Origin of the sequence: Priestia megaterium, assembly GCF_009497655.1 — a bacterium.
GTDB classification, from domain to species: domain Bacteria; phylum Bacillota; class Bacilli; order Bacillales; family Bacillaceae_H; genus Priestia; species Priestia zanthoxyli.
Genome location: NZ_CP023317.1, coordinates 3,448,411 through 3,474,704 on the forward strand (window position 1 = coordinate 3,448,411; position 26,294 = coordinate 3,474,704).

The window sequence follows — 26,294 nt, forward strand, 5'->3', positions numbered from 1 at the left end:
AACCATTTTTCTGTGTTATTTTACAAAACAATTAGAAAAATGATAGGCAATGTAGCAAGGCTTAGAGAGGTACTAATTAACGTTGCGCTTGATACAAACTCCGGCTCTGTATTAAATTGCAGCGCATACATAGTTGTATTAGCAGCTGTGGGCATAGCAGCCATAATAATCATAATTTGTTTAACCATCTCATCCACAGGTAGCAGAAGAGTTAGTATATAAGCGATAAATGGTGAGATTACAAGCTTGATAGCTAATGACCATGAAACTTTGGCTTTGGCTAAATTTCTAATTGATATTTTAGCAAGCTGCATGCCAAGTACGATCATGATGGTAGGAATAGCTGCACCCGCTACTAAATCAACCGCTTCTTTTACAGAGTTGCTTAATGGAATATGAAGAAACTGAAATATAGCTCCTAAAAGTCCCCCATACACAATTGGTATCCGTCTAACTGAGTCAATGGCTGATTTTATACCATTTCCCTGTGGACTTCCTTTAGCTGCATAGTAAACTCCAACTGTACACATGACCAATTGCTGTATGACCATTAAAATAATGGCAGAGTCTAAGCCTGTCACGCCAAAAAGTAATAAAACAACGGGTGTACCGTAGTTTCCATTATTCATAAATGAAGACGCTAATATCATTCCACAGGTTTCTGAAGTAGAATATCGCTGAAAATAAGCAATAATATAGACGACAGCAATTAATGCAAAGCAAAGTGCAAATGTGTATAACGTAAGATATAAGTAATCAATCGTAAATTTGGTTGTGTAAAATGTTTTGAACACTAGAACTGGAGACATCAAATAAAGTGCCATTGTTGAAATCGTTTTGGTATCAAATCCTATTTTCTTTTGTCCAATAAATCCAAGTGCAAAAATCCCGAAAATAGGAAGAAGGATTGTTAGGAACTCCATGTTTGTTCACCTTCGTCATTTTTTCTTTGTTATTTTCCAAATGAAAGACCTAGAAAATTAAGAATCTAGGTCTTTCATTTAAACTAATACATTATAAATTTAGAACAATGATACGTTCTTCCGTCATTTCTTCAATTGCATATTTTGGACCTTCTTTTCCGTTACCGCTCTTTTTCACACCGCCATACGGCATATGATCGACACGATACGCTGAAGCATCATTTACAATTAATCCGCCTACTTCGATTTCACGAGCTGCCTTCATAGCAAACTGTAAGTCGTTCGTAAAAAGGCCTGCCTGTAACCCATAGTCAGAATCATTTACTTTTGAAATCACTTCATCAATCTCATCATATTGAGCAATAGCTACTACTGGCCCGAATACTTCTTGACGACAAACTTTCATCTCATCATTTACATTAGTCAAAATTGTAGGAAGATAAAAAGCACCGTCACGCTTTCCTCCAAGTTCAATTTTTGCCCCTTCTTCCACCGCTTCTTTTACCCATTCTTCCACTCTCTCTGCTTCTTTAAGACGAATCATAGGTCCAATATCGGTTTGCTCATCCATTGGATTACCGACTACTAACTTTTCTGTTTTTTCTTTTAGCTTATTAACAAAAGCAGTATAAATATTCGTATGAACATAAATTCGTTGAACGGAAATGCAAACTTGTCCTGCGTTATTAAAGCTTTTTTGAGAAATTAAAGATGCAGCTTTTTCTAAATCAGCGTCTTTATGTACGACAGTAGCCGAATTATTTCCTAGTTCAAGTGAAACTTTACGTAAACCTGCCTTAGATCGGATAAGTTCTCCTACTCTTGGGCTTCCTGTGAACGTAAACATATTAACATCTTGGTTTTCTAATAACCATTCACCAATTGCTGCCCCATCTCCAGTCAATACTTGAAGGCGCCCTTTTGGCAGCCCTGCTTCTTCCATTAACTCAGCTAGCTTGAGCGCACAAATTGGAGTGACTTCAGCAGGCTTTAATACTACACTGTTCCCAGCTGCGATTGCCGGTCCAAGTTTATGACAAACTAGATTGATAGGTACATTAAACGGTGTGATAGCTGCAACAACTCCAACCGGGACTTTTACTGTAAAAGCCATACGATTCTCCGAGCCTTGAGCCGATTCAACAGGCACACCTTCTCCATGAATACGTTTTGCCTCTTCCGCTGAAATTTGTAAAGTTGTAGCTGCGCGCTCAACTTCTCCGCGAGATTCACGAATAGACTTTCCAACTTCAGTAGCCAAAATTTCAGCAAATTCTTCTTGACGGCTTAGTAATAACTCAGCTGCCTTCATTAATACCTCGTAGCGTTCGTACGGTGAAAAAGTGTTTTTTAACGCCTCTTTCGCGCTGGCCACAGCTTTATTTACATCGTCTTTTGTAGCTACTGAGATTTCAGCTGCAGGCTGCTGCGTATATTTATTTAAGACTTCCATTTTTTCTGCTGTTGTTTCCCATTCCCCATTTACATATAAACCATATTGTTTGACTTGAGTTAAACTTGTCATTATCTCCACATCCCCAATTGTATTAGCGTTTTATCTTGTAAGCTCAATATTGTAATGATATTTGTCACTGCGATATTTTGTTACCGTAAATTCGAGTGGCTTATCATCAAAACCGTAACTTACTCGTGTCATTTCAAGTAAAGCTTCTCCGCCTCGTATGCCTAACAGATCGGCTTCATAAATCGTTGCATTAATCGCAGATATCTTCTCTTTAGCTCGTTTCAAGAAGATTTCATTATCTTCTAGTACTTCATAAAATTTTGCACGGTTTAAATCTTGTTCAACTAGTATTTTCCCAATATGCGTAGGCCAGCAAGAACGTTCAATGGCAATAGGCACTTCATCGGCAAAACGAATTCGTTCAATAACTAAAACCTCTTCTCCAGCATCCAGTTCCAGCATAGAAGTTTCATAATATAAATCTTTTTTAAAATCAGTACGAATGAGTTTTGAATTCGGCGTTAGTCCTTTTTCTGCCACTTCTTCTGCTAGTCCTTTAAGCTTGCCTAAGCTACCGCCAATAAGCGGCTGAGGTTTTACAATTGTTCCTCTGCCTTGTTTTTTTTCCAGCAGTCCATCCTGTACTAGCATAGAAATAGCTTGTCTTAAGGTAGTACGGCTTACATCAAATTCTTGCATTAATTCTTGTTCTGTTGGAATTAACGTATTCGGCTTCCAAACTTTTTCTTGTATACGTTTAATTAAGACATCTTTTACTTGAAGATAAAGCGCGATATTTTTATTAGAACCGATTGTATCTTTCATGTTCTCAAACTCCTTTTAAGTTAGCGTTTGGTATTATTATATAGTATTGGCTAACTTTTACTGTAGCAGAGAAGTAGGATCTTTTTAGACATAGACCTTTGTTTCTAGATTAAGCATGCGCCCTAGTTCAATTAGATGTTCTGTCACATCACCATACACTAGTGCAAAGTGAGGCTCATATCCCGCATGCATAAGTTCATAAAGTGTGTCTGATGCATTTGTCGCCAGTTCCACTTCTACAGATGTACCTGTAAAAGGCTGCTCTACATCTAAGGCATCTCCTTTCATCACTAGAAGGCGATACCCATCAGGCGTATGACTTACCCTGAAGATCGTTACTTCTCCTGCTTTTAATCCGAAATCCATTGCAAAACCAATTTTTCTGTTAGGATGCACCCCTGCTGTTGCTCCGGTAGAAGGATTGGCAAGTGAATATGCTCCTGCACCGCAGTGCCAAAAAACAACTGAGTTTTTTTCTTCGTCTATGTGAACTAAATCTCCCAGGTAAGGTGCATTTCCCCCTGCTAACTCACGCAGGATAAACATGGAGATTGATCCGTGAATATCTGACTCACAGGATGTCACCATTCCGTCTTCCGTAAACTGAGACAGCGTTGAGCACGGAGCAGCTCCTAAATCATTAAAGAAATCTGGCCAGCATCGCATAGCTAATGCATCTAACTCTTCACGTTGAATGTGCTTTTTAATATAAGTGGAAAATTGAGCAAATTTAGCAACGGTTTCATCGTTTCGATTTAGACCAATCACCTGCTTTTCTGCCCGCTCAACTTCCCCTATCCATTCGTGTTCTGGAAGTTTTACGCACTCTTTAAACGCTTCTTGTAAATCCATCTTATGAAGAGTTACGCCAAGTGCACTTTTTAATTCATCTTCGTTAGCTTGTGAAAAGAAGAATCCCGGCGGATAATCTCCCACTACCCCAATTTTTAATTCATTTAATGCTTTTAACACGCGCATAACGTTAATTTGTCTTAATAGACGCTCCTGCAAGGCTTTCTCATCTGGATTTCCAAATACAAACGCAAACGGATGCTGATGATTACGCAGCACATTACTGGTGCTATTTCCGCCTGTTAGAGAGTTTAAACGTAAACGTCCCCCTACACTTGGCTCACGTACGGACCAAACAATTACAGGCTGTTTAAAATACTCCAATATCTTAACCATAAATTCACCGTCGGCAAACGTAACGCTTTGATATAGAACGGTATCAATCTTATCCCCTTTAATTGAATCAAGAAATCCCTGTAATTCTTCAACTGAAGTTATAATTTGCTCCGGCGCGATAAGAGTACTGCAGTTGCCGTTCAGCCACTCCATACTTTTTTGACGATACATTTCAGCCGCTTCAATATCAAATGTTTTTCTACCTATAGGCACATATAAAACTGTTGTATTTTGCATATAGAGTTCCCCTTGTCGTAAAACTATTTGTTATAACCATTTTAAAATACATCATTACCTTTATCAACACTATTTTCCGTTTGACTACATTTCTTATATAAATAGCTCTTAAATTAGATGTGAAGTAGTTTAGAAAACAACTCACTCCATATAGATTTTTTACGGTAAAATACAGGTGGATAACCTAATGGCGCTTGAACAGTAACCGATCCTCCTGTGTGCTCTTCACCGCTCCATACATGGACCCACTGATCTTCTGGTAAATATACTTCCCACTCTGTTTGGTTTTCTTGATGAACCGGCGCAACAAGTACATCTTCACCAAATAAATATTGATATTGAATATCATATGTTTTTTCGTCTTCTTCATAGTGCATAAACAAAGGTCGCTGAACAGGAATTCCACGTCGCGCATTTTCTTCTACAAGTGATCTAATATAAGGTGCCATCGTTACATAAACATTAGACATTCTTGCTAAATGCTCTAGTGTCTCCTCATCACCGTCAAACTGGAAACAATCATCCGGACGATTTCCTTCATGTGTTCTCATCATAGGCGTGAAGGCTCCCATTTCTGCCCATCTCATCAGCAGCTCTTTTGAACGTTTATTACCATGTAGACTTGTGTACCCGCCAATATCACTATGGTGTAAGCCACAGCCACTCATTCCTGATGATAAAGCTGCAGGAATAACGGAAGCTAAACCATCATCCAGCGACCAATCTACGCTTTGATCTCCGCCCCAAAGAAGCGTACAGTATTTTTGTATGCCCGTATATCCGGCGCGCATAAAGTATACAATTTCACCAAGTTTTCCTGCTTCTGATACCGCTTCATAGTTCGCTTTTGCCCACATTGTCGGCCAAGCATTATGCATAATCTTAGCGTCGACTCCATTTTTGAGCACAACATCCGTTGGTAAGTATTCGCCAAAGTCGGCCATCCATCCGTCTAATCCAAAATCAATCATGTTCTCTTTAATAACTTGTTTATACCATTCAGTAGCCTCTTCGTTGGTAAAATCCACAACTCCGCAATAAAATTCACCGAAATCCACTAAATACGTATTTCCTTCCATATTTAATGCCAAGTATCCTTTATCTTCAGCTTCCTTATATAAATCACCTTCAATGGCTACATATGGATTAATGTAACCTAGAAAACGAATATCATTTTCTTTCCACTCTGCAATTTTTTTATCTAGCTCCGGGTATTCACTCTCGTTCCATTTCCAATTCCACATTAAACGTTTGCCGAAAGAAGTAATACGTTTGCCCTGCCAATCTTGGCACCATACTCCAGATACCTTCATACCTTTCGCTAAAACTTTTTCTAATTTTTGTTCAACAACATCTGTACCACCTTGAATACCTAAAACCACGCCGTTATATACCCAGTCTGGTAGCTCGGGCTGTCTTCCGAATAAACCCGTAATTTTTTCAACTAATTCAAGGTACGTATCCGCCGTTTCAAACAGCATATATTCAGGTACTTCCCAAACCTGCAGTTCATGGAACATCTCATTACGAAAATCAAAGTCCGCGTATGCCGTTGTTTCTACGTGACAATAGTACTTTTTACTAGATACATATGTAGGCTGAGGAAAGTTGGTATTATAGTAATCTCCTCCAGCTCTATCAACTACATCAGCTTGCCATGTTACATATGTCTGTTTGTTTCTTCCTACGCCCGGCTCAGATGTCCATAAAGGAAAGTTTTTTCCTCTCATATTAAAATGAGAAAGTTGTTCTCCGCATCCATAGACTTTTTCCTGTTTATCTGCAGCTACTCGTAACCAAAAGCGGTTAATGTTCGCATCGTGTTTTTGGTATTCTACTTTTAGACGGTCCTCTTCTTCCTTAACTATAAGAGATAGGATATGATCTCCATTTTTATAGCTGGAGAAATCTATTTTATATGCCCCTTCTACTTCTTCAACAGTTGCGTAGCGAAGAGCTGTACGTTCAGTCACATAATCTTTAATATCAAAGTTCCCTCGATACATTTCAATCGTTTCTTCTCCATAACCAACAAACAGCATTGGCTTTTGTATTGTATGCTGAAGCAGAACTACACCGTTAAGAGCAACTTCAAATCCATCTTGTAAGATCTCCACATTGACTCCTTTAGTTACGTTTAAGGTACCTGACATTTTTATCTCTCCCATCAATTAATAGAGCTTAGTCTTTTATCTAACATTCATGCGCTCTATTGATAAACTTTAATATTTTCTCCTTTTATACCTGGGTGTGCGCCTTTATTGATTAATTGCTCTCTTTCAGGATGAGCAATTAACCATTTATTTTTCATAAACAATAACTCATCTTCTTTTGTTCTTTTTTGAATATTAGTTGATAACGGATCATTTGTTCCTTTAGGTAAAATGACGACTGTTTTAAACCCTTCGTTATTGACCTTACAAGGAGCAAAATGTAATGTCGTACCATACAATTCAACTGCTGTTCCTTCAGGTACAAAGAAAGCGATTACATCACTTGAATTAAAAAAGTTATTTTCAACTCCCTGTACCTTACCTAATAAAAGAACCATATCCGTTATAGCGATATTAATTTCACTGCTTTTATGATACTCAAGACCATTTAAGGTTGAATTAGGACCATTACAATATCCAATTTGAATAGGCATCTCACCATAAAAAGCTTCTTGAAGCTGATCTTTAATAATGGTGTTTTCCATCTCAGTAACGGATGCTACGTATACATTCTGATCTTGAGGAATAGTTAAACTATCCATATATGTTTCTAGTTCACTGAAATCGTATTCATTAATTACCTTTCCATAAGGCTTAAATTTGCTGTCCTCTATATGATAAAAAGGTACATGTTTATTTAAGTCTTTCATGTATTGAAAGCTGCTCAACGTTTTCTTCTCTCCTTTTGCTATATAAAAAGCCCCTCCAAGAAGATAATAAGATTCTAAGAGGCGCCTTTTATAAAATACATATGTTTATTTTAAGACAGGAGCTTCTGTGACTGTATTATCCCAAGCGTTGCGGAATTTGTTTAAACCATAGTCTGTGAACGCATGCTGGAAGCTTTCTTTATATACATCAAATCCGCAAGTCACAATATGCGCACCAGCTTTTGCCGCATCTACAATTTGTTTACCATTACGTAAAGCAGCAACAATGATTTCTGTGTTGTAATCGTAGTTTTTATAGATATTCACAATATCCTGAATGTATTGAGTTGTATCGTCCCCGCTATTTTCTTTCCAGCCGACAAATGGAGATACAAATTTAGCTCCAATTCTTGCAGGCTGAAGTGCTTGTGATGGCGAGAAGACAAGAGTGACGTTAGTAGAAATACCTTCTTTTTCAAATTCCTTTGCTGCAATTAAGCCAGGCTCTGTGCATGGAATTTTAATAACAAAGTTTGACGATAATTTAGCAATCTTTGTCCCTTCTTCTACCATATCTTTAGCATTATCTAAATGAGGATTGATTTCCACTGAAATCGGGAAATTTTCGACTCCTTTAAACTCACTTGCAAATTCATCTAAAACCGTTAAGAATGGTTTACCGCTGTTCATAATGTGGCGAGGGTTTGTTGTAACTCCATCAATTGCCCAGTTTTCATACGCGTAACGAATTTCCTCTAAAATTGCACTATCTAAAAAATACTTCATCTTTATACCTCCAGTTAAGTGACTATTACCCCTAAAAGATAATGACCTTTATATAATTTGTAATAACCTTTGTATTTATAATATGAAAACGCCACCAATATTTCAAGTACTTTTTGCTAGATTATTAAATTAATTTTGTATTTCGTCCATTTTACCTATCATCTTACATTGGTATTCTATTTTTACTTTTAGCAAGATCCGCTACGATTTTATTGTATTTTTCATCTGAAAGTTTATAAAAGAAAAACATGACAATAATCGTTGCAATGGCTAATGCACTTGGATAAATAAACATTAACCCTCTGATTCCCTCCAGTACATTTGCACTTTGCACCGCGTTTGGGACGTAACCCACAACTCCTAACACAACGCCAGGAATAAAGCCTGCAAGCGCTTGAGAAAGTTTACGGAAGAACGTAAAGAAAGAATACACAACACCTTCAGATCGATTTCCAGTCTTCCATTCGCCATACTCTACAGCATCAGAAACTAATGCCCAGTTCAAACTGTTTACAAATGAGCTTCCGAAGAAAGCAAAGCAAGCTAATGTAATAAAAATCACTGCGTTATCTGCAAAAACATAAGCTAAAATATCTCCTACAGCCCAAATCGCGCACCCTAATATGTACGTAGATTTCTTTCCAATCTTTTTAACCATGAAAGGAACCATTGCTACGCCGATAAATACACAGCCTATACTAAAAAAGCCCATATAAGGAACGATTGCTACATTTTTTAAAACGTACTGACAAAAATAGACTTGTACAGCAAGCTTGACGTTAAAAGCTGAAAAGGTAAACAAATTAACTAAACAAAGAATGAGTAAAGGCGTATTCTTAAAAAGCCCTTTATAGCTGTCAGTCAGCTTTACATTTGTATTTTGGGGTTTTTCATACACATATCTTTCTTTTACATTGGCATAACAATAGACTTGTAATAAAACGCCCAAAAATGCAAAAATAGATACAGCCACTAAATAACCAGTAGATTGATTGTTAAACATTAAGACAATCGGCATAAACCCTACAGTTGTAATAAGAAGGCCTAAATTTGAGCCTGCTTGTCTAAATGATGCCATTTCTGCTCGTTCAACGGGATCTTTTGTCATCGCAGGTACCATTGATCCATAAGGAATATTTGAAATGCTATAAATCGTTCCAAATGCCATATACGTTACATATGCCCATATAATCTTTCCGGTTATTGAAAAATCGGGATTAGTAAAGCTGACTATCGTTATCAAAGCAAGCGGTATTGCAGCATAAAGAAAGAATGGTCTAAATTTGCCTTTAGGACCTATCTTCTTTCGATTATCAATCCAAGTACCTACTGTAATATCAGCGAACGCATCCCATATTTTTGTAATTAAAAATACTAAACCTGCTGTTGCAGAAGGCAAGCCTAACGCATCGGTATAAAACTTCAGCAAATAAATTTGACCCAAGTCTAACATAAAGTTATTTCCTACATCTCCCAATCCATAAGCAACCTTCTCTTTAAGTCTTAGTTTCTTAGGCGTATTAATTGAATGTTCTACATTTTGAACCAATGGCTGTTCCATAAGTTCTCCCCCTTTGATTAACACATTTTAAGACTTCACATTAAACATGCATCACACAGAAGATTACAATTTTGATAGACTTCCAAACTTATAACCTCCTCTAAGTTGATACTAAAATCACCTCCCCCTTCATAACATCACAATGTTTACAAAAAAGTTACTACCTTTTTATTTATAATATGAAAACGCATACAAATTATCAAGTGTTTTTTTTATTTTATTTACAAAAGGCTGAATAATAATAACAATAAATCTATAGATGTCCCTGGAGGAATAAGGATTCTTTTTGGGTTGTGTGTCGGAAAGAATGGTTATGTGCACTAGTTTTATACATGATATAAAGAACTTTCCAAAGAATAATTATGATAAAATGGGGTTAAAAGGAATTTAAAAATTAAAAGAGGTTAAATCAATTTGGGAAGAAATTTTGTTATAACGTTATTCATTTGTGTATTAAGTATTCTACTGAAAATTATAATGCTTGTTCTAAATTTGAATGGCATTTACGTGCAAGGCACCAACTTTTCTGAGGACACTATTGACCTTATTATAAATACCGTAATCCTATTATCCGTTACCAGGATTATTATGTATAAACTAAAAGATAAAACGTTAAAAACCCTTACTGTTATATGTTCGACCTTTCTCATAGTAAGTAATTTTTGTTGGTGGCTGCTTATAGATAGTGATACTGCATACACTACTTTTTATTCCCCTAGCAGGAATGAAGCTTTTGTGGTTAAAGAAACGCGTCATAGTGAGGTCTATCAACTGTGGAAATTTAAATTATTATCAAAAAAACTTGTGGATATTCGTGGTGATGATGGTTACAGAATGTTTTACGAGGATAACTACAAATTAGAATGGATGAATCAGAACCAATTAAAAATCCACTATCTATTTGACCCAATAAGCCCTAATGATTATAAGAATGTAACTGTTACATACAAGGAATATTAAATATCTAGATATACTAACAGCCTTTAGATTTGCCAACCTAAAGGCTGTTTTGATTGTTGAAACAGGTATTACATTAGCTTCAACTTATTTTTTACTTCTTCCAAAGTAGCTTTAATATCACATTATAAATCTTATTGTTTTAAAAAGAGTATTCCTAAAAATATTCTAATAAAAAATAAGTTTGATCGATAACACAAAAGAATTAGTCATCATTACAAGAGTTCCTTTTGATAGCAATAGCACTCATGCACTCTCTCATATTCACGAATCACCCTTTCCTTTTCAGGTCCTGTATAATGGGCAAATGCCTGAACTGGCTGTAAATAGTGGAATGAGCTACTAATTGCTTTTTTTATTTCGGTAGATGTTTCAAGGAATACATGTAAATGAGACGCCCTGGCTTTAAAATTGTTTTTTAAATACCATTTATTTACCCAGTGATCATCCCGAGTCCACGCTTCAAGATAAGTAATCCCTAGCTTTCTAACTCGATTTTCTGCTGCATAAAGTAGTTGATTGGCAATTCCCTTGCGACGAAAATCTGGGTGAACAGCAAGATGCCAGATCATACCTCCAAGCCCGCTCTCTAAACCGGAACAAACCGTGCCTTTTTGAGATTCACATTCAACATCAATAAGTCCCACAATTTGCTTATTTTCTACAGCCACTAGCTCAACAGCTGAATTTTTATATTTCTCTTTCACTCTAAGAACGTTATCAAAATAAGCAGTGTCCAAGAACGACAATACTCTACACCGAAGCCATTCAGTTTCATCTGTTTCTTTATAATCTCTTATATACAAGAAAATCCTCCTAGACTTATTAATCGCTTAAGAAGACCTTTTCTTTTATCACTTATAAATTTCCTAGTTTGTACCAAAAGTTTTTATTTAGTGGGATAAGAAGGTACTATTACAGATACTTTTTTAAACGTATATCTTTCCAATCCATATGCATTGTAACCTTAACGAATCAACGTTTAGGAGAGCTATTAAAATCGTTAATGCTAAAAAAGCTAAGTTTCTTAGTGCGATAAGTAAGAAACTTAGCTTTATCTTTTATTTAGAGACTTTTATGACTGTACCATTTACGTTGATTGTATCGATTTTTGATAGATCTAATGGAGAAGAAGATAGAAATTTAGCTTTAACGCTTTTGTTGTCACTAAAGTTTTGTAATGAATCGAGTGATTGGCTGCTTCCATTTTTCATTTTGACACTCACTTTTATGTTATCAGTGTCTTTAAATTTGCCTTTTCCATATAGCGTTACACCTAGCGATGAAAGGGTCATTTTAGTTGCTTTCCAACTGCCAAGGTTTTCATTAAAACTCAGACTTTTTTCTTTTTCTACAGAATGCAGTTTAAATGTAGTGCTCCAATTACCCTTTGTAAAATTGCCGTTAGATATAAGGTCTCCCATAAGCTTTAACTTACTAAGATCTTCATTATTTACATCAAAGATATATTCTACATAGTTATTTCCGTAAACAGTTTCTCCTGATTCATCTACTCCATAAGAGATGTTGGAAGAAGCATTTATCTTCTTGCCTGAAGGATTGACTAAATAAAAATCTCCGTGGCTATCTATATCTTCATTGGACCATTTTGTTTGAACGTGAAGTTGACCATCAATAAATCCAATATTTGATACATGCATAAATTTTATTTTTGGCAGAGAGATAATAGTTTCGTTAGGTTTTAAGATTTCTATCTTTTCACCTTTTTCAAGTTTATTAAACATCTCTCCACCACCTCCAGACGTACTATCTGAGTTAATAGAAACTGTCGCTACTTCTTTATTTTTTAAATCTGCTAAGTGAGTGTCTACATGAATACCATCATGGTTATGCTTGTTGCTAAGGAAAGAGCTTATTTGGAAATTTATTTTTTTATGGTTTAAGTTTGTGCCTCCGTTTGCTTGAACTCGTAACGTCGCTGTGTTTGTATCTTTATCGTAGTCAACAATTTGGCTATTAAACATATGCCCTTCAGTTAGTGTATAATCATAAAGGTCCAACGTTTTGTCTATGCGGTTACCGGTTAAATCTTGCATCGTAACATAAATAACAGCCATTTCATCATCATTCATGGCACCTATAACCTTCATTTTTATTCCTTTATCTTCACTAGTGGTTTCAATAGGCTGAAGAAACAAAGCAATGTCAGGACTAACAAGAGATAGTAAGTGGTTAAAACTTGGAAAGGCCGCTGCACTTACACCTGCAGAGCCTATAAGGAATAAGGCTGCGGCAGCTGAAAACACAATTGCTTTTTTAAACGTTCTTCTTGGTTGCTCTGATTTAGCCTTTTCTACACCGAGTTTGGCTCTCATGTGTAATTCTTTTGGAATTTCAATTTGTTCAAGTTCTTGTTTTAGTTTATTCTTCATAAATACCAACGCCTTTCACTTGTTTACGAAGTTTAGCTAAAGCACGATATAAAATAGATTTTGCCGTGCCCAAAGGAATGGTTAACGTCTCAGCTATTTCCCTAAAAGAATAGCCTTCATAAAACCGTAAAATAATAACACTTTTTTCATCTTCATTTAATTCTTCTACTAGTTGGTGAAGGGACAATGTAAGGGGAATATCTTCAATGCCTGAGCCGATGATTTCCTCATGTTCTGGATGTAATTGAACGACCTTGCTATTTTTTCTTAAATGATCGATTGCGCACCTAATGGTAATCTTGATTAACCATGTCTTAAAGTATTCAGGCTTTTTTAATGTATCTATCTTTTTAAAAGAACGGTATGCTACTTCTTGCACTACATCAAGAGCATCGTCCTTATTTTTGACATATACATAAGCCATTCGATAAATATCTTGTTCATATGTCTGAAAAAGCTTCAAAAAAGCTTTATCATTACCTTTTTGAGCTTTCTTAACGATCCTAATAATTGAAATCCTTCCTCTCTTCTTTTTCCTTTTATACTTATTAGACAAAGTTACTTGGCATTTGGCTTAAAATTTTAATAAAAAAATGAACTAACGGTATAAAAAGACTCTAATTACCTTTTTTTTAGTCAAGGTGTTTTTGACTAAGAGCATGGTAAAGATTGTAGAAAATATAAAAAGCTACCCCGCCATTGGTAAACGAGATAGCTTTCTAGTAGAAATGCATTTAATTTTCTTTGTTTATTGTTTTCATTCTTCCGTTTATTAAAGATAGTATAAGCTGTAGAATTCTTGTTGTAATGGTATACATTAATTATTTACTACTTACCTAAATCCCATTTAATAAGGTGGCCTGCGTGGGTAAGGCCTCCTCCAAATCCGTAGAGTAAGAGAACATCTCCATTTTTTAATTTCCCGTCGTTTATCCCTATTTGTAATGCTAGAGGAATGGAAACGGAAGAAGTGTTTCCCATGTACTCAACACTAGTTAATGTCTTCTCGACTGGAAACTCTGATCTTTCACATATAGATTCAATCATTCGTAAATTGGCACTGTGTGGAACGAACCAATTTACTTCTCTCTTTTGTAGATTTGCTTGTTCTAGCAATTCAGATATACCTAAAGGAATTGTTCGAGATGCCCACTTATATACTTCCCTTCCGTTTTGCACCATCTTGCCACCCGAACTCAAAGGTTGTCCATGCATAGTAGTAGATAAATTGGTGCGGTATACATGTTTACCTCCCTTTCCATTTGTACCGATATGCGTAGCAATAAAACTCGGGCGCTCTACATCACTTTCGACCAAAACAGCTGCAGCTCCATCCCCAAATAGGACACATGTAGTGCGATCTGTATAATCTGTAACCTTTGATAACGTTTCTGCAGTTACGATTAGGACTTTATGATGAAGTCCTGATGTAATAAAAGCGTTTGCCATGTGTAATCCGTATGTAAAACCAGCACAGGTAGCATTAAAGTCTAGGGCCCCTGTTGTAGGAATATCAAAGTAGCCTTGTATTTGAGCTGCTACGCTTGGAAATGCATAGTCCGGTGTCGTAGTTGAGACAATGATACATCCTACATCCTTTAACTCTTTCTGATACTGCTCCACTAAGTTTTCAATTGCTTTAACAGCTAGATCAGAAGAATATTCGTTTTCATCAGCAATTCTTCTTTCCCTCATGCCAGTTCGTTTCACGATCCATTCATCGTTTGTATCTACAATTCTTTCTAAATCGTCATTGGTAAGTCTTTTTTTCGGTACATATGTACCTATTGCTGTAATACGTGCAGTTGATTTCATTGTATTCACCCTTCTCTTATTTGTTACCAAGATATATAAATTGATATTAGTACTAGGTACTAATAAAGTCAATGATTTTATATGAAAAAATTGTAAATTAAAATTCATTCAAGCTTAATAATAAAAATATAAACCTCCCCCGAATTATACCTGGAAGAGGTTTATATTTAGTAAGCTTATTAGAGGGTTAAGGTAATGACCATATGCATAAAATGCAAATTTTTTATTCATTCATTTTATTTTTTCTCTTGCATCAAACCTTTATAAATAAGGGATCTATAAAAAGCTGTATAAACGATAAACTCAAAAGGCGAACAAGCCCTTGAGTACCAAGGGTTTGTTTTTTGCATGAGTTCCGGAAACAGGTATTATGGTAACTACAAATTTATGAAGTATAAGTCTTACTAAGCAAATTTTTTATTTATTGTTATATTGTTTTATAACTGTGACTATAACTGCCATTAACAGAACAATTGCGCTATTTATAAGTAAATAGTATCCAACTTGTAAACCATAAAATATGGCAAAAGCGTCTCTAATGATTAACAGTGCTAATATACCGCCTATTGCCCCAAATAAAGCCGCCAGTATCAATATTGTGAAAGCAGCAGCGTATAGACTTTTCTTTTTTTGGTAGGAGATAAATCCAACGATATTTGCAATGATAATAAAGAAGCCGATAAGTATTAAGAAGAAGTTAGCCATTTTCTTTAATTCTCCTCTACGGACTATTAATTGGTTAAAATTTCTAATATCTAATATCAATTTAACATAAAATTCTATGTAAAAGTTTTGCTTCTTATAACATGTTTGATATTCATCCAAAAGAAGCTGACTTACATTTTAAGATCTTTCTTTATATTTTTCCTTATAGTTAAATTGGCTAAGCGTTTACGCGCTGATTCCATAGGACCCATTTTAAAATAACGAAGCCACAAAGTAGCAAATAACATTTGAAACAAACAGATTAATACCCAAACAAAAATGACGAAGAATGAACGAGGGTGTCCACCCAATCCAAGGCCCCATCCATAAAATAAAATTGAGCTTAAAACATTCTGTAACACGTAGCAACTTAAAGACATCTTACCTACTTTTTCTAAAACTCTCCATAATGAAAAGGCCTGAAATTTTTCAATTAGGAAACTAATAGCTCCCATGTATCCAATCGATAAAATAGGGGCAAACACATACCTTACTGGAAAATCAAAGTATCCTCCAGGAACAAATAATAATAGGTTTAGAGGTAGCCCAACTAAAAGTCCTGTCTTCATCATCCTCTTTCTGATATTAATACCATTGGAGTTATTGTCAAAAGCCCCTATTCTCACTAGTAAAACACCAATTAAAAACATACATATATTAAATGGAATGACGAAAATTGCTTCTGTGCGCAGCTCCCAAAAATGAAAAAGTCGATACTGAATTTGATTCATCCATGATCCATGTTGATAAAGGTTCATCACTTCTTTTGGCACAGCAACTAGCTCATCTCCTATTGAGTTAGTTAGCACACCTAAGAACACAAGTACTATAAAGAAAAGATGAATCGCTGCTGCACTAATCATTGTTATTCGTATCATTCTCTTTCGCATTTTTACGATAAGTGATACGACAATGGCAGTTACTGCATAAGACATTAAAATGTCGTACTCTAAGACAAAAATAAAGTGCAAAAGCCCTTCCATTAATAAAAGTAAAGACAGCCATATGTACCTTCCCGGCCAAGTCTGATTTAATCGTTTTGATTGCTGATATTTCAGTTCTAAACCAACACCAAACATAATGGCTAAGAGGCCAAGTAATTTTCCGTTAATTAAGGACAGAAAAAGGATTCTTAAAAAGTCATCTCCTGATAACCACCATTGATTATGGTTAAAAGTAAATATATAATTTATATCTCCCAGATAGGCAAACAGCCAAATATTTGTTCCTAATGTTCCCAGAATCGCTAGTCCTCTTAATATATCTAAAGAGCGAATTCGTTTTTTATTCTCCACTTCCCATGCCCCCATCCTTTACTTTCATTCTAATAACGTTCCGAATACATTTCTAAAAAGGATTGTTTATTTTCGTTACTCTCCTTCTTGATATGTCATAGTTCAACTATATTAGATTACGTCGCGTCACCTTCAACCCTTATTTTTAAATGAATGAATTATTTTTAGTGCAATAAAGAGAGCGTAGATACGTTTTGAGAAGTGCGAAGGCTGCCTGCTTTGGAAACAGGTTTAGCCAAAATCCAAAAGATATACTGGCTTACGCAGAGTACTAATTACAAAAAAAAGAAACCCTAGTATTTTTAAGGTTTCTTTCTTTCTGATATTCCACTCTAAGCGACAATTGAAGATAAATTAAAATGCTTTTACTGCAATATAACGTTTTCCAACGTTTTGTAATTCATATTCTAAAAGCTGGCATCTAGCTTTTAGAAAGTTCGTTTATCTCCCTTTCAATAAGAGCTACTGAAAGTTCGAATGCTTGTATCCTTCTTTTAGCTAAGGTTATTTGAGATTTATATCTATCGGCATTTTCTTTAGCTTCAAACGTTTTTACTGTCTGTCTGAGTTTATGTAAAGTTGAATCAATTTGACGTTTTGCTTCAACTAATTCAGGTACGTCAAATTTCATTGGAGTCCCTCCTTTTTATCATTTTTATCGATAAGATGGCTTTCTTTAAAAAGGTTGTTTATCGGCAGAGCTACTGTTATCTATATTTCCTGTACATGAGTAGCCATCCAAAAATGTTTATTATACCAAATATAGTGAACACAAACTTACCACTTAAAACTTCTCTTAACAATATACCTGATAAACTAGTGTTTGTTTATCTGTAGAAGTTGAAAGGTTCCTTTAAAAGAAGCAGGTTTTTTTGAGGTATTGAGAGGTGACGTCAATTTTTATTAAGATGCTCAGCTGTTCTAAAATAGCCTCTGCGTAAGGGCCACGCTAAATAACCCATTCAAAATCTCTCAACGCAATAAAATTTGTCATACAAATTTCGTTTTTCATCTTCACAACAAAAATAGTTTGTGATATACTTCACATGTAAGGATGTTCACATGAACTAACAAACTCTTGAATGTAAAGTAGAAAAAGCTATTTCACTCCGATGCCAATACGATTGAAATAGCTTTTTTTATGCTCTTATTTTGAGAACCCCCACCATTTCTACTGCTATGGCCTTCTGTACAGTTCTCTAGGAGAAGTAGTTACATCTATCTTACTCGCTTGCTTTTAGAGTTTGATGTTCCTAACCTATCACTCAAAAAATAGAGAGGGTTCTATTTTCCGCTTATTGCAGATCAACCCTTATTAATTGCCGCAATCGCTTTTGTAATACGAGCATCGTCACCTACTGCATCTAAGAGAGCTATTCCTTCAATTGTAACAAGAGCTAGTGCTGCTACTTGTTCTTTATCCTCTCCTTCGTCTACCTTAATGATATCTAGGTAGAACTGATAAAAGCTGTCGCAGATTTCCTTTGCTACAGAATGAAATGGGTCCCCTTCTTTTGATGCAACCGCAACTAATTCAAGCCACAGCTTAATGTATGGACGAACTTCAGGATCTCTCATCATGTTATACAAATGGGGAACTAGCGTCTGAAATGAATGCTTCTCCATTTCTGTATTGTGAAGCATGTAAATAAGCTTTTGAGAAATAAAGGATAGCACAACCGTAAATAATTCCTCTTTGTCATTAAAATAATGAAGTAGCATTCTATCGCTGGTTTCCGCTGCTTTCGCAAGATTTCGCAAACTGGAGGCCTGCAGACCATTTAATAAAATATAGTCAGCCGTTTTTTCTATAATTTCTTGTTTTTTCTTTTCACCTTTTTTCATATAAAGCTCCTTACTGTCTTTTTCTGTCGTATAGATACAATTATGAAGGAAACTTAGCTGCTTTGCATTATTCCCATTCATTTTTTTGTTGATAAAAAATGTAATGAGTGCTACATTTTAAGAAAGGGGGATGATTGAATTGGTAAGTAAAAACGACAAATCAATGGACAGTAACACATTTTCTAGAAATAATCGAATACCAAAAGCATTACTTATTTTAGTATTAGTATCTTTTTCTGTTTTAACAGGTCTGGCCGTATATCATTATGGCTTCCTTGGTATTTTTTCTCAGGCATTTAACAACTATGCTTCTATGCAAATATTCTTTGATTTATTGATAGCACTAATTCTAGTGCTTGTATGGATGTGGCATGATACAAAAAAGACAAATCGTTCTTTTTGGCCATGGGCACTAGTCACACTAATAATTGGCTCGTTCGGTCCCCTTTTGTATCTGTTGCTGCGCAAACGCATTTAGCAGATTAAAAGACTTTGTATTGCAAAAAGAAAGCCTTTTGCAAAATAAAACAAGGCTTTCTTTTTATCTAATTAAGTATTAATCAGCTGTTTCCTCTAGTACAACTTTAATAGCCTTTGCGAGCATCTTTGCTGTACGTGTTTCTTCCTTCGAGGAGTGGTTTAGAGATTTATATAAGGTTCCATCTTATAACACTATCATTTGGAAAGATAATAAAATAAAAAAGATTCCTTTAGATCCCCAAAAAGTAAAGATAATAAAGCAGGATCAAAATCATGCAATGAAGTTTATTGAACTTGTTAAAAAATCATCTAAGTAAACCTTTAATTGTTAAATTAAAGGTTTATTTCTATATATTGTGTTATACTCTTAAACATGTATTACGGTTGTAGAGGAGTTTTAAATTGAAACAGAAAGAGATTTTTTCGTGGATCAAATCCATCGTTATTGCTTGTATCCTGGCTTGTGTGGTGAGAGAGTACATATTTACGCCTATAGTAGTAGACGGTGAATCGATGATGCCTACTTTAAAAGATAGTGAACATATTATTCTTAATGAAATGGGTAAAAATAACGCAGATAATATAAAAAGATTTGATATTATCGTTTTTCACGCTACAAAGGAAAAAGACTATATTAAAAGAGTAATTGGTTTACCGGGTGATCATATAGAATATCGCAATGACACGCTATATATAAACGGAAAAAAATATGAAGAGCCTTATTTGGATCAATACAAAAAAGAAATAGTAACAGGCCCGTTAACTGAGGATTTTAAACTTGAGGATTTTACAGGCAGCAAAACAGTTCCAGAAGGTCAATTGTTTGTCATGGGAGATAATAGAATGTATAGCTTAGATAGCAGATCACCTCAAGTAGGAACAATCTCCGTAGACAAAATCGTAGGAAAAGCAAAATTAGCTTATTGGCCTTTAAAAGAATTTCAATGGATTAAATAAAGTCTTTAAAAGCTCCCTTATTAAAGGGAGCTTTTTCTATTAAATACAAACTAAAAAATAACGATATTTATGTGCTTTACCTTTATTATTTCTCCGCTACTATATTCAGTACTGCAGCTGCTTTTGGCCACCCCACGTAAAAAGCCATATGAGTTATTAGTACAATAATTTCTTTTTCAGTCACTCCATTCTTTTTTGCCAGCTGCAGATGAAAAGACATTTGTTCAGTGTTGCCAATACTGATTAAAGCAGAAAGTCACAAAGTTAGGAGCAAGATCTCTCATGTCGTTCAGCAGCTTAGAATTAATACCGTTATTCATATTTATTGTGCCTCCTTTTGATTAACCATTTGTGCGATTCCTTGCCCAAATGACCAGTTTTCAAGGGTTGTTTCGTTTACTGTAATAAAGATATTGTTTGTAGAAAGGTCTAAGTCAGTGTGAAGTCCCTCTGCAATGGACTGATGTAGCTTCTTTTTCTGCTCAATAGTTCTCCCCTGCCCACATGTAATAGAAGGAAACTTATTGAACGTAATGAATTTATCTATAAAAAAATCCTTTGCTTCCAGGGCAAAGAATTTTTTTGCAGTTATAGAGAGCTTTGTCCCTTTTACAGATTAATATAATACTCATCCACTATCTCTATCATGAGCATAGTTTTTTGATAAGCTGTCTTTAAAGTCTTGAGAAAGCTTCATATTTCTAAAATTTAAGCCAATTAAATCTTCAACATCTTCATTTAAATACGACCATTTAGATGGTGATGTCATTAAATGGTCTAACAAAACAGATTCATTAAAACCTATGACACATATATCTAAGCTCCTTTCTCCCCATATCGCCCACTGCTTAGAAGAAGAAAACCATACCACCTTCTCTGAATTATAGTAAGGGGCATCCGCAGGGTAATCCTCCGGTCCAATTTCTAAGGCATTCCTATACTCTTCACTTGATAAAGAAGTAGGAAGCTTCAAGTAATTAAAATAGCCAAACTCTTTATAAAAATAGTTTGTGGGGTGTGGATCTAAAACCGCAACTGTAACTTCCTTTTCACTAAAGATTTTTGTTAAATATTGTACGGTAGGCCAAAAATCATCACACATCACCCAATAGAACTCTTCAAATAAATAATAATCACACCTTTGGTTAAATACTTGGTCAGGCAATTCTTTATTTGTGTTAAAGATACTTTTTAAATTTTTATTAGTGGATTGAAATTCTTGGATATCTTTAATGAAAAAATTTGTGGGCTTCACAGTTTAGCCTCCTTTTTTATTAACTGGGCGTATGTTTGAACGGCGTGATGTTATCAACCTCGCATCTTAGTTCATAAAATTTCATGATTAAGGGGGGGGGGACATTAGAATCATATCTTAAAGCTTCCAATGTCCTCTTGCCTAACCTTCTATCTACTAATGCAAGAGCTTGAAGAATAATATTCTCAGAATTTAATGCTCGATGAATGGTCAGCTGAGGATACTGGATAAAAGCGCTATAAACATGTTCAGCGTTAAAAACGCCTCTATGTTTTAGAATACTTGCAGTGTAGTCCATATCATCTACCTGGCCAATGAATTCTGGGAAACATTCATATAAACACTCGGGAAAAGGTTTGCTTGTTTTTCTCTTCACTTCCTCCCAGAGGTTATCATGTTCCATTAAATATTCTGCTGAAGAAGCATTAAAAACTTCCTTTTTATCTAAAGTAATCCAAATACGCGTCCGCTCTCCACGAGAAACGTTATATTTAGTTAGATGAATACTCAATCTATGCTTCAATTTACCACAGATTAAATTCCCCATATCTTTCTTTACTTTTGTCCATTTCATACTATCCTTGTACCCCTATTCTTTCCTAAAACTATACGCTTCAGCTTATAGAAACATTATATTATATAAGATATTTGTTTTTCCTAATGTATTCAGCATATCCATATACCTTATCAAGATCTATTTCTTGCTGCTCTTTCTCTTCTAAGTCAAGCACTCTTTTCTATCTGCGTACGAGTTATGCTAAACCGAATATTCAAACCCCATCAACGCAATAAAGAAGCAGCCTCTCGCAAATAATGAGATTGCTTCTTGCACCTTAAAATTTGTCATACAAATTTCGTTTGCTACCTTCACAACAAAAATAGTTTGTGATATACTTCACATATAAGGATCTTCATATGAACTAACAAACTCTTGAATGTAAAATAGAAAAAGCTATTTCACTCCGATGCCAATACGATTGAAATAGCTTTTTTTATGCTCTTATTTCCATCACCCCATCCTTTCTTAGCTGTACGTTGTTTGAGTCTGTTTCCACTTGCTTCTGTATGTGAAGCGCGATCTTTTCAAAATCTATTTCATCATACTTGTTCATAGTCATACTCCTTTTAAATAAAAAACGTAAAAGCCGCCTCGGTTTGTCAGATAAGGCAGCTTTCACGAGAAATTTAATATAGAATCTGTTTTACTATAAATTATAGTATACTTTTCCGGTAAACACTATATTTTCCTGTAGAGACACACTCGTCTAGGTAGAGAATATAGTTAACTATAAATTTAATGATAAATATGATTTAGTTATTGATCATCATCTATTTCATTTTATAAAACGTAACCGATGGTCTACTATAATTGAATGTCTGAAATGTTGAGCACTAAAGAAAGAGAATGAATGATGGTTGGTCTATAGAAATGTATCAATCTTATTCGTTTAAAGACGACCATAAAAATAAGAGTAGGATTGTCATGAAGTTAATAAGGTTGTTGTAAGAAAATTATAGTTAAAACACTAAAGCCAAAGAAATGTATAGCCTTCTATGGCTTTTTTACTGCTGGCAAATCTGCGTCATTCTCTAGTTTAAAAAATCCCTTTTATATCGAACAGCAAGATATATACCTGAAGCAATGAATGCAATGGAATATTTAAATAAGAAGAAAATTTGCCACATATATTCTTTTGGGAAAATCAGGTCACACAAAATGACTCCATACAGTACAACGAGGGCACTTTTTAAACCGATTTGGCTTGTTCTTTCGTCAGACACACTCATGCCCATTTTCTTTTGAAAAACATATATTAAAACTGCTCCTACTATAAGCGATATAAATCCAATACAAATAAGCATATTCCAGTTACTATTTGATTGTTCTGTCCAGGTTCTCAAAGGAGTAAAAATGGCATTTTCTATTTTGTCAGTTATCATTTTAATCCCTTCCTTTCACATAACTAAAAATATCGTTCACATCTACGTTAAAGAAATCAGCTATTCGAAAAGCTAAAACAAGAGAAGGCGAATAATTGTTCTTCTCCATCACATATATAGTTTGTTTAGATACTCCAACTGCGTCAGCCAGTTCTTTTTGAGACATCCTGTTTAAAACCCGATGTTCATACACTTTATTTTCAACGTAGTCACCATTTTTTTCTTTCAATGTAATCACCTTCCTTTTTTTTTGACTACAACTATATAATACAACAAACTTTGATAAAGGTAAAGTAAACTTATACAAAAGATAAATATTATTATACATTCTAGGGAAACAAAAAGAGTTAGACTCTTAGCGAGAAGTCTAACTCTTTTTCTATTTCAACATCAAAAAATAAAGTACTCATTTCCTTTTACTGTTTAAAAACGGTTCATTTTCGTTTCTTCGCTAAAAACAATATTCGTTGATTAGTTAAATCCCATTAAGTTTTTCACCTGTTGAACATTTTCTATAGAAGTTAATTTCTCTAATAGTAAAAAGGCCACATCAAACCCGGTGCTGGGGTTTGACGAAGTAATTATATTGTGGTCTACGACAATATAATCGTCTTGAACAAGTACACCAAATTCTCTTAACTGTGCTCTTCTTATACTTGTGGGGTGATTATAGGTAGTAGCTTTTTTACCTTCCAGAATTCCACTTTTTCCAAGTGAAAGAGCGGCAACACAGACACTGGCTATAGGTTTTCCTGCTGAGTGAAATTCTCGAATAACCTGCAAGAATCTCTCATCGTAAGCATCTTCGTAAAAATTTGCTTCTTCAAAGCCACCTGGTATAGCAAGCGCATCAAATTCTTTTACATTAATATCTGATACTAGCATTTCTGGAATTACAGTAAAGTTCCATGTACATGTTAGTTTTGGATGTAAGCCCGCTGTTATTAGTTCAGTCGTGCCGTCTCCCTCAAATTTATTCCATCCAAACACATCTGTAAAAACGCTTGCTTCTACAGCTTCAAATCCATTTGCTAAAAGTAATAATATTTTCTTCATAGAATCATCTCCTTTCAGTAAATTTTATGAAATATTCATGCAATGTTATATACAAATAATTAGGTTATTTCTAAAGATATCTTTACTAAATTAGGTAATTACTTGATAATAATTAATAAAAAAAGGTTGACGATAAAATGGGCGTAATAGATAGAAAAATACTTCATGAACTGCAGCCAAATGCTAAGATTTCAATGAAAGAATTAGCTCAAAAAGTTTACTTATCTTCTCCTTCTACCATTGAACGAGTGAGAAGGTTAGAGGAAAACGGGATTATAAAAGGCTATAAAACAATTGTTGATGCAGAAAAATTGAATAGAAACATAACTGCGTTTGTTTTATTTGAAACGACAAAATGTAAGGATCATGCCGCGTTTTGTAGCGTTCATCCTGATGTAATGGAATGTTATCGTGTGGCAGGAAAAATAAGTTACATAGCAAAAATATGTACAGAGTCCGTACATACTTTAGAAGAATTTATTCATAAAGCTATGGAGTTTGGTACACCTTCAACAAACATCGTTTTATCATCACATACGAATATGGAACTTAAATTATTTCAAGATACTAGCAGTGGATAACTTTAAAAAAGCATGTTTATATATTTGTTAGTTAACAGTATCCAAATTGATTTTCCAAGAGAGCTAAATCAATCAAATTTCATATATGAGCCTGTTGTAATAGGGATCTTTAAAAACAAGGAGGAGGATATACGTGCAAATAAAAAAAGATGAAAGACAGTCATTTTATGCCGGATGTCAATTCGTAGATATAGAAGATCAAGGAAATGAACACGGCTTTCCTTTACTTATTATGTATCCTACATATAAAGAAGAAAAAGTTGAAAAGATGGGACCTTACACGATAAGCGCTGCGCAAGATGCTCCACTTTCAGACGGATTATTTCCTTTGGTCATTATTTCTCATGGAGATGGAAGCACGCCTCTTGCTTATCGAACCATTGCCCAGTTTTTAGCACGTAATGGTTTTATTGTAGGGGTACCTCAGCATCCATTTAATAATCGAGAAAATAATACGCTATCTGGAACAATAGATAACCTAAAAAATCGACCTACTCATATACGTACTGTAATTGATTGGTTTTTAAAAGAAAGTCCCTTTTCTCCGTCCATTCATTCAAATAACATTTCTCTTATTGGCCATTCAATGGGAGGATATACGGCTCTTGCCGTAGCAGGTGGAGTTCCCACTTCTTTTCCTTCTGAATCTCCTGATCAAAAGCCTTATTGTTTATCTGTTGATCATGATAAGCGGGTTCAATCACTTATTCTTTTAGCGCCAGCCGCCGGATGGTTTAGAGAAAGAGGAGCTCTTGAAGACGTGAATATACCTATTTTAATGATTACAGGAGAAAAGGATACGATTACTCCTTCTTTTCACGGGGAATTTGTGTTAAATGGGGTTTCTGATGCGGAAAAAGTTCAGTATATCGTTGTAGAAAATGGAGGACATTTTTCATTTCTCAGTCCATTTCCGGACTTTATGAAATCTCCTACCTTCCTCCCTTCTCAGGATCCGGAAGGCTTTAATCGCAAAGAGTTTCATGAAAACCTGCAAAACACTATATTGAATTTTTTATTACATTCTTTTTAACAGATTAGTCAGTTGTACCACCTTTTCTTTTGAAGCAATTATATCTAGAAAAGAGCAGTTAAAATCCCTTAGAAACTGATGAGCTTCTAAGGGATTTTATTTGTAACCTTATGCTTACGAATCAGATGCGTCA

26 protein-coding genes and 2 pseudogenes are annotated in these 26,294 nt (G+C 35.0%); 5 read left to right on the forward strand and 23 right to left on the reverse strand.

Going from position 1 to position 26,294, the window contains the following annotated elements:
* Positions 1–20: 20 nt before the first annotated feature.
* The 8 genes from CEQ83_RS17670 to CEQ83_RS17705 form a co-directional block, all read right to left on the reverse strand.
* The gene (locus CEQ83_RS17670) at positions 21–923 is read right to left on the reverse strand and encodes an AEC family transporter (RefSeq protein WP_098626300.1); all 903 of its coding nucleotides are present in this window, start codon (positions 921–923) and stop codon (positions 21–23) included.
* Positions 924–1,014: 91 nt separating this feature from the next.
* Positions 1,015–2,448, reverse strand: a complete 1,434-nt coding sequence (locus tag CEQ83_RS17675) for an aldehyde dehydrogenase family protein (RefSeq protein ID WP_108674843.1) — start codon at positions 2,446–2,448, stop codon at positions 1,015–1,017.
* A gap of 30 nt (positions 2,449–2,478) precedes the next feature.
* Positions 2,479–3,213 carry a GntR family transcriptional regulator gene (locus tag CEQ83_RS17680; RefSeq protein ID WP_033580085.1) on the reverse strand — a complete coding sequence of 245 codons (735 nt, stop codon included), beginning with the start codon at positions 3,211–3,213 and terminating at the stop codon, positions 2,479–2,481.
* Positions 3,214–3,297: 84 nt separating this feature from the next.
* Positions 3,298–4,638: a sulfoquinovose isomerase gene (gene sftI, locus CEQ83_RS17685; protein WP_155017445.1), complete on the reverse strand. Its 1,341-nt coding sequence runs from the start codon at positions 4,636–4,638 to the stop codon at positions 3,298–3,300.
* 113 nt (positions 4,639–4,751) lie between these two features.
* Positions 4,752–6,791 (reverse strand): alpha-glucosidase, encoded by a 2,040-nt coding sequence (locus tag CEQ83_RS17690; protein ID WP_155017446.1) that lies wholly within the window; start codon positions 6,789–6,791, stop codon positions 4,752–4,754.
* A gap of 56 nt (positions 6,792–6,847) precedes the next feature.
* Positions 6,848–7,519 (reverse strand): DUF4867 family protein, encoded by a 672-nt coding sequence (locus CEQ83_RS17695; protein ID WP_155017447.1) that lies wholly within the window; start codon positions 7,517–7,519, stop codon positions 6,848–6,850.
* Positions 7,520–7,606: 87 nt separating this feature from the next.
* Entirely contained in the window at positions 7,607–8,287 is a 681-nt protein-coding gene (locus tag CEQ83_RS17700) for a transaldolase family protein (RefSeq protein WP_016766295.1), read from the reverse strand.
* A 163-nt stretch (positions 8,288–8,450) separates the two neighbouring features.
* Positions 8,451–9,848 (reverse strand): glycoside-pentoside-hexuronide (GPH):cation symporter, encoded by a 1,398-nt coding sequence (locus CEQ83_RS17705; RefSeq protein WP_028414827.1) that lies wholly within the window; start codon positions 9,846–9,848, stop codon positions 8,451–8,453.
* Between the two features lie 735 nt (positions 9,849–10,583).
* Between CEQ83_RS17705 and CEQ83_RS17710 the strand changes: the two genes are divergently transcribed.
* Complete coding sequence (locus CEQ83_RS17710; RefSeq protein ID WP_154989972.1) at positions 10,584–10,808, forward strand: hypothetical protein; 225 nt, start codon at positions 10,584–10,586, stop codon at positions 10,806–10,808.
* Positions 10,809–11,020: 212 nt separating this feature from the next.
* On the opposite strand, the gene CEQ83_RS17715 is transcribed toward CEQ83_RS17710, so the two are convergent.
* The 8 genes from CEQ83_RS17715 to CEQ83_RS17750 all read right to left on the reverse strand — a co-directional run bounded on the left by CEQ83_RS17715 (position 11,021) and on the right by CEQ83_RS17750 (position 18,858).
* Entirely contained in the window at positions 11,021–11,611 is a 591-nt protein-coding gene (locus CEQ83_RS17715; protein ID WP_155017448.1) for a GNAT family N-acetyltransferase, read from the reverse strand.
* 255 nt (positions 11,612–11,866) lie between these two features.
* Complete coding sequence (locus tag CEQ83_RS17720) at positions 11,867–13,198, reverse strand: DUF4179 domain-containing protein (RefSeq protein ID WP_155017449.1); 1,332 nt, start codon at positions 13,196–13,198, stop codon at positions 11,867–11,869.
* Positions 13,188–13,715, reverse strand: coding sequence for an RNA polymerase sigma factor (locus tag CEQ83_RS17725; RefSeq protein WP_155017581.1), 528 nt, complete (start codon positions 13,713–13,715; stop codon positions 13,188–13,190). Before CEQ83_RS17725 ends, CEQ83_RS17720 begins: the two co-directional genes overlap by 11 nt.
* Before the next feature lie 311 nt (positions 13,716–14,026).
* Positions 14,027–15,013, reverse strand: a complete 987-nt coding sequence (locus CEQ83_RS17730) for a ketoacyl-ACP synthase III (protein ID WP_155017450.1) — start codon at positions 15,011–15,013, stop codon at positions 14,027–14,029.
* Positions 15,014–15,430: 417 nt separating this feature from the next.
* Positions 15,431–15,718: a hypothetical protein gene (locus tag CEQ83_RS17735; RefSeq protein WP_028414830.1), complete on the reverse strand. Its 288-nt coding sequence runs from the start codon at positions 15,716–15,718 to the stop codon at positions 15,431–15,433.
* Between the two features lie 131 nt (positions 15,719–15,849).
* Positions 15,850–17,028, reverse strand: a complete 1,179-nt coding sequence (locus CEQ83_RS17740) for a DUF418 domain-containing protein (protein WP_098112481.1) — start codon at positions 17,026–17,028, stop codon at positions 15,850–15,852.
* 406 nt (positions 17,029–17,434) lie between these two features.
* Positions 17,435–17,644, reverse strand: a complete 210-nt coding sequence (locus CEQ83_RS17745; protein WP_028414832.1) for a hypothetical protein — start codon at positions 17,642–17,644, stop codon at positions 17,435–17,437.
* Between the two features lie 674 nt (positions 17,645–18,318).
* Positions 18,319–18,858 carry a TetR/AcrR family transcriptional regulator gene (locus tag CEQ83_RS17750; RefSeq protein ID WP_028414833.1) on the reverse strand — a complete coding sequence of 180 codons (540 nt, stop codon included), beginning with the start codon at positions 18,856–18,858 and terminating at the stop codon, positions 18,319–18,321.
* Positions 18,859–18,988: 130 nt separating this feature from the next.
* Between CEQ83_RS17750 and CEQ83_RS17755 the strand changes: the two genes are divergently transcribed.
* On the forward strand, positions 18,989–19,336 hold the full coding sequence (locus tag CEQ83_RS17755; protein WP_228123016.1) for a DUF2834 domain-containing protein: 348 nt from the start codon (positions 18,989–18,991) through the stop codon (positions 19,334–19,336).
* A gap of 404 nt (positions 19,337–19,740) precedes the next feature.
* Positions 19,741–20,295 carry a signal peptidase I gene (lepB, locus tag CEQ83_RS17760; RefSeq protein ID WP_155017451.1) on the forward strand — a complete coding sequence of 185 codons (555 nt, stop codon included), beginning with the start codon at positions 19,741–19,743 and terminating at the stop codon, positions 20,293–20,295.
* Between the two features lie 85 nt (positions 20,296–20,380).
* Here the strand turns inward: lepB and CEQ83_RS27490 are convergent.
* From CEQ83_RS27490 to CEQ83_RS17795, 7 genes and pseudogenes are all read right to left on the reverse strand, one after another.
* A pseudogene (locus CEQ83_RS27490) lies at positions 20,381–20,551 on the reverse strand (carboxymuconolactone decarboxylase family protein); the annotation flags it as partial.
* A 66-nt stretch (positions 20,552–20,617) separates the two neighbouring features.
* Positions 20,618–20,809, reverse strand: a pseudogene (locus tag CEQ83_RS17770) (tautomerase family protein); the annotation flags it as partial.
* Between the two features lie 114 nt (positions 20,810–20,923).
* Positions 20,924–21,550 carry a hypothetical protein gene (locus CEQ83_RS17775; RefSeq protein ID WP_155007766.1) on the reverse strand — a complete coding sequence of 209 codons (627 nt, stop codon included), beginning with the start codon at positions 21,548–21,550 and terminating at the stop codon, positions 20,924–20,926.
* A 19-nt stretch (positions 21,551–21,569) separates the two neighbouring features.
* A complete protein-coding gene (locus CEQ83_RS17780) occupies positions 21,570–22,124 on the reverse strand; it encodes an SF0329 family protein (RefSeq protein ID WP_155017452.1) in 555 nt (184 codons plus the stop codon).
* A 1,016-nt stretch (positions 22,125–23,140) separates the two neighbouring features.
* Positions 23,141–23,491: a DUF2178 domain-containing protein gene (locus CEQ83_RS17785; RefSeq protein ID WP_014458864.1), complete on the reverse strand. Its 351-nt coding sequence runs from the start codon at positions 23,489–23,491 to the stop codon at positions 23,141–23,143.
* 1 nt (position 23,492) lies between these two features.
* Positions 23,493–23,720: a helix-turn-helix transcriptional regulator gene (locus CEQ83_RS17790; protein ID WP_028414839.1), complete on the reverse strand. Its 228-nt coding sequence runs from the start codon at positions 23,718–23,720 to the stop codon at positions 23,493–23,495.
* 242 nt (positions 23,721–23,962) lie between these two features.
* Positions 23,963–24,547: a DJ-1/PfpI family protein gene (locus tag CEQ83_RS17795; RefSeq protein ID WP_098112479.1), complete on the reverse strand. Its 585-nt coding sequence runs from the start codon at positions 24,545–24,547 to the stop codon at positions 23,963–23,965.
* A gap of 137 nt (positions 24,548–24,684) precedes the next feature.
* On the opposite strand from CEQ83_RS17795, the gene CEQ83_RS17800 reads away from it, so the two are divergent.
* Positions 24,685–25,128 (forward strand): Lrp/AsnC family transcriptional regulator, encoded by a 444-nt coding sequence (locus CEQ83_RS17800; RefSeq protein WP_098112478.1) that lies wholly within the window; start codon positions 24,685–24,687, stop codon positions 25,126–25,128.
* Positions 25,129–25,261: 133 nt separating this feature from the next.
* Positions 25,262–26,161 carry an alpha/beta hydrolase family protein gene (locus CEQ83_RS17805; protein WP_098112477.1) on the forward strand — a complete coding sequence of 300 codons (900 nt, stop codon included), beginning with the start codon at positions 25,262–25,264 and terminating at the stop codon, positions 26,159–26,161.
* Positions 26,162–26,294: the final 133 nt, after the last annotated feature.

Bases quoted from the DNA above. Each gene is read 5' to 3' on its own strand.
- CEQ83_RS17740 (WP_098112481.1), bottom strand. From the start codon at position 17,028: ATGGGGGCATGGGAAGTGGAGAATAAAAAACGAATTCGCTCTTTAGAT.
- CEQ83_RS17700 (WP_016766295.1), bottom strand. From the start codon at position 8,287: ATGAAGTATTTTTTAGATAGTGCAATTTTAGAGGAAATTCGTTACGCG.
- CEQ83_RS17675 (WP_108674843.1), bottom strand. From the start codon at position 2,448: ATGACAAGTTTAACTCAAGTCAAACAATATGGTTTATATGTAAATGGG.
- CEQ83_RS17735 (WP_028414830.1), bottom strand. From the start codon at position 15,718: ATGGCTAACTTCTTCTTAATACTTATCGGCTTCTTTATTATCATTGCA.
- CEQ83_RS17690 (WP_155017446.1), bottom strand. From the start codon at position 6,791: ATGTCAGGTACCTTAAACGTAACTAAAGGAGTCAATGTGGAGATCTTA.
- CEQ83_RS17705 (WP_028414827.1), bottom strand. From the start codon at position 9,848: ATGGAACAGCCATTGGTTCAAAATGTAGAACATTCAATTAATACGCCT.
- CEQ83_RS17720 (WP_155017449.1), bottom strand. From the start codon at position 13,198: ATGAAGAATAAACTAAAACAAGAACTTGAACAAATTGAAATTCCAAAA.
- CEQ83_RS17800 (WP_098112478.1), top strand. From the start codon at position 24,685: ATGGGCGTAATAGATAGAAAAATACTTCATGAACTGCAGCCAAATGCT.
- CEQ83_RS17780 (WP_155017452.1), bottom strand. From the start codon at position 22,124: ATGAAATGGACAAAAGTAAAGAAAGATATGGGGAATTTAATCTGTGGT.
- CEQ83_RS17680 (WP_033580085.1), bottom strand. From the start codon at position 3,213: ATGAAAGATACAATCGGTTCTAATAAAAATATCGCGCTTTATCTTCAA.
- CEQ83_RS17750 (WP_028414833.1), bottom strand. From the start codon at position 18,858: ATGAAAAAAGGTGAAAAGAAAAAACAAGAAATTATAGAAAAAACGGCT.
- sftI (WP_155017445.1), bottom strand. From the start codon at position 4,638: ATGCAAAATACAACAGTTTTATATGTGCCTATAGGTAGAAAAACATTT.
- CEQ83_RS17670 (WP_098626300.1), bottom strand. From the start codon at position 923: ATGGAGTTCCTAACAATCCTTCTTCCTATTTTCGGGATTTTTGCACTT.
- CEQ83_RS17795 (WP_098112479.1), bottom strand. From the start codon at position 24,547: ATGAAGAAAATATTATTACTTTTAGCAAATGGATTTGAAGCTGTAGAA.
- CEQ83_RS17745 (WP_028414832.1), bottom strand. From the start codon at position 17,644: ATGAAATTTGACGTACCTGAATTAGTTGAAGCAAAACGTCAAATTGAT.
- CEQ83_RS17785 (WP_014458864.1), bottom strand. From the start codon at position 23,491: ATGATAACTGACAAAATAGAAAATGCCATTTTTACTCCTTTGAGAACC.
- CEQ83_RS17730 (WP_155017450.1), bottom strand. From the start codon at position 15,013: ATGAAATCAACTGCACGTATTACAGCAATAGGTACATATGTACCGAAA.
- CEQ83_RS17755 (WP_228123016.1), top strand. From the start codon at position 18,989: ATGATTGAATTGGTAAGTAAAAACGACAAATCAATGGACAGTAACACA.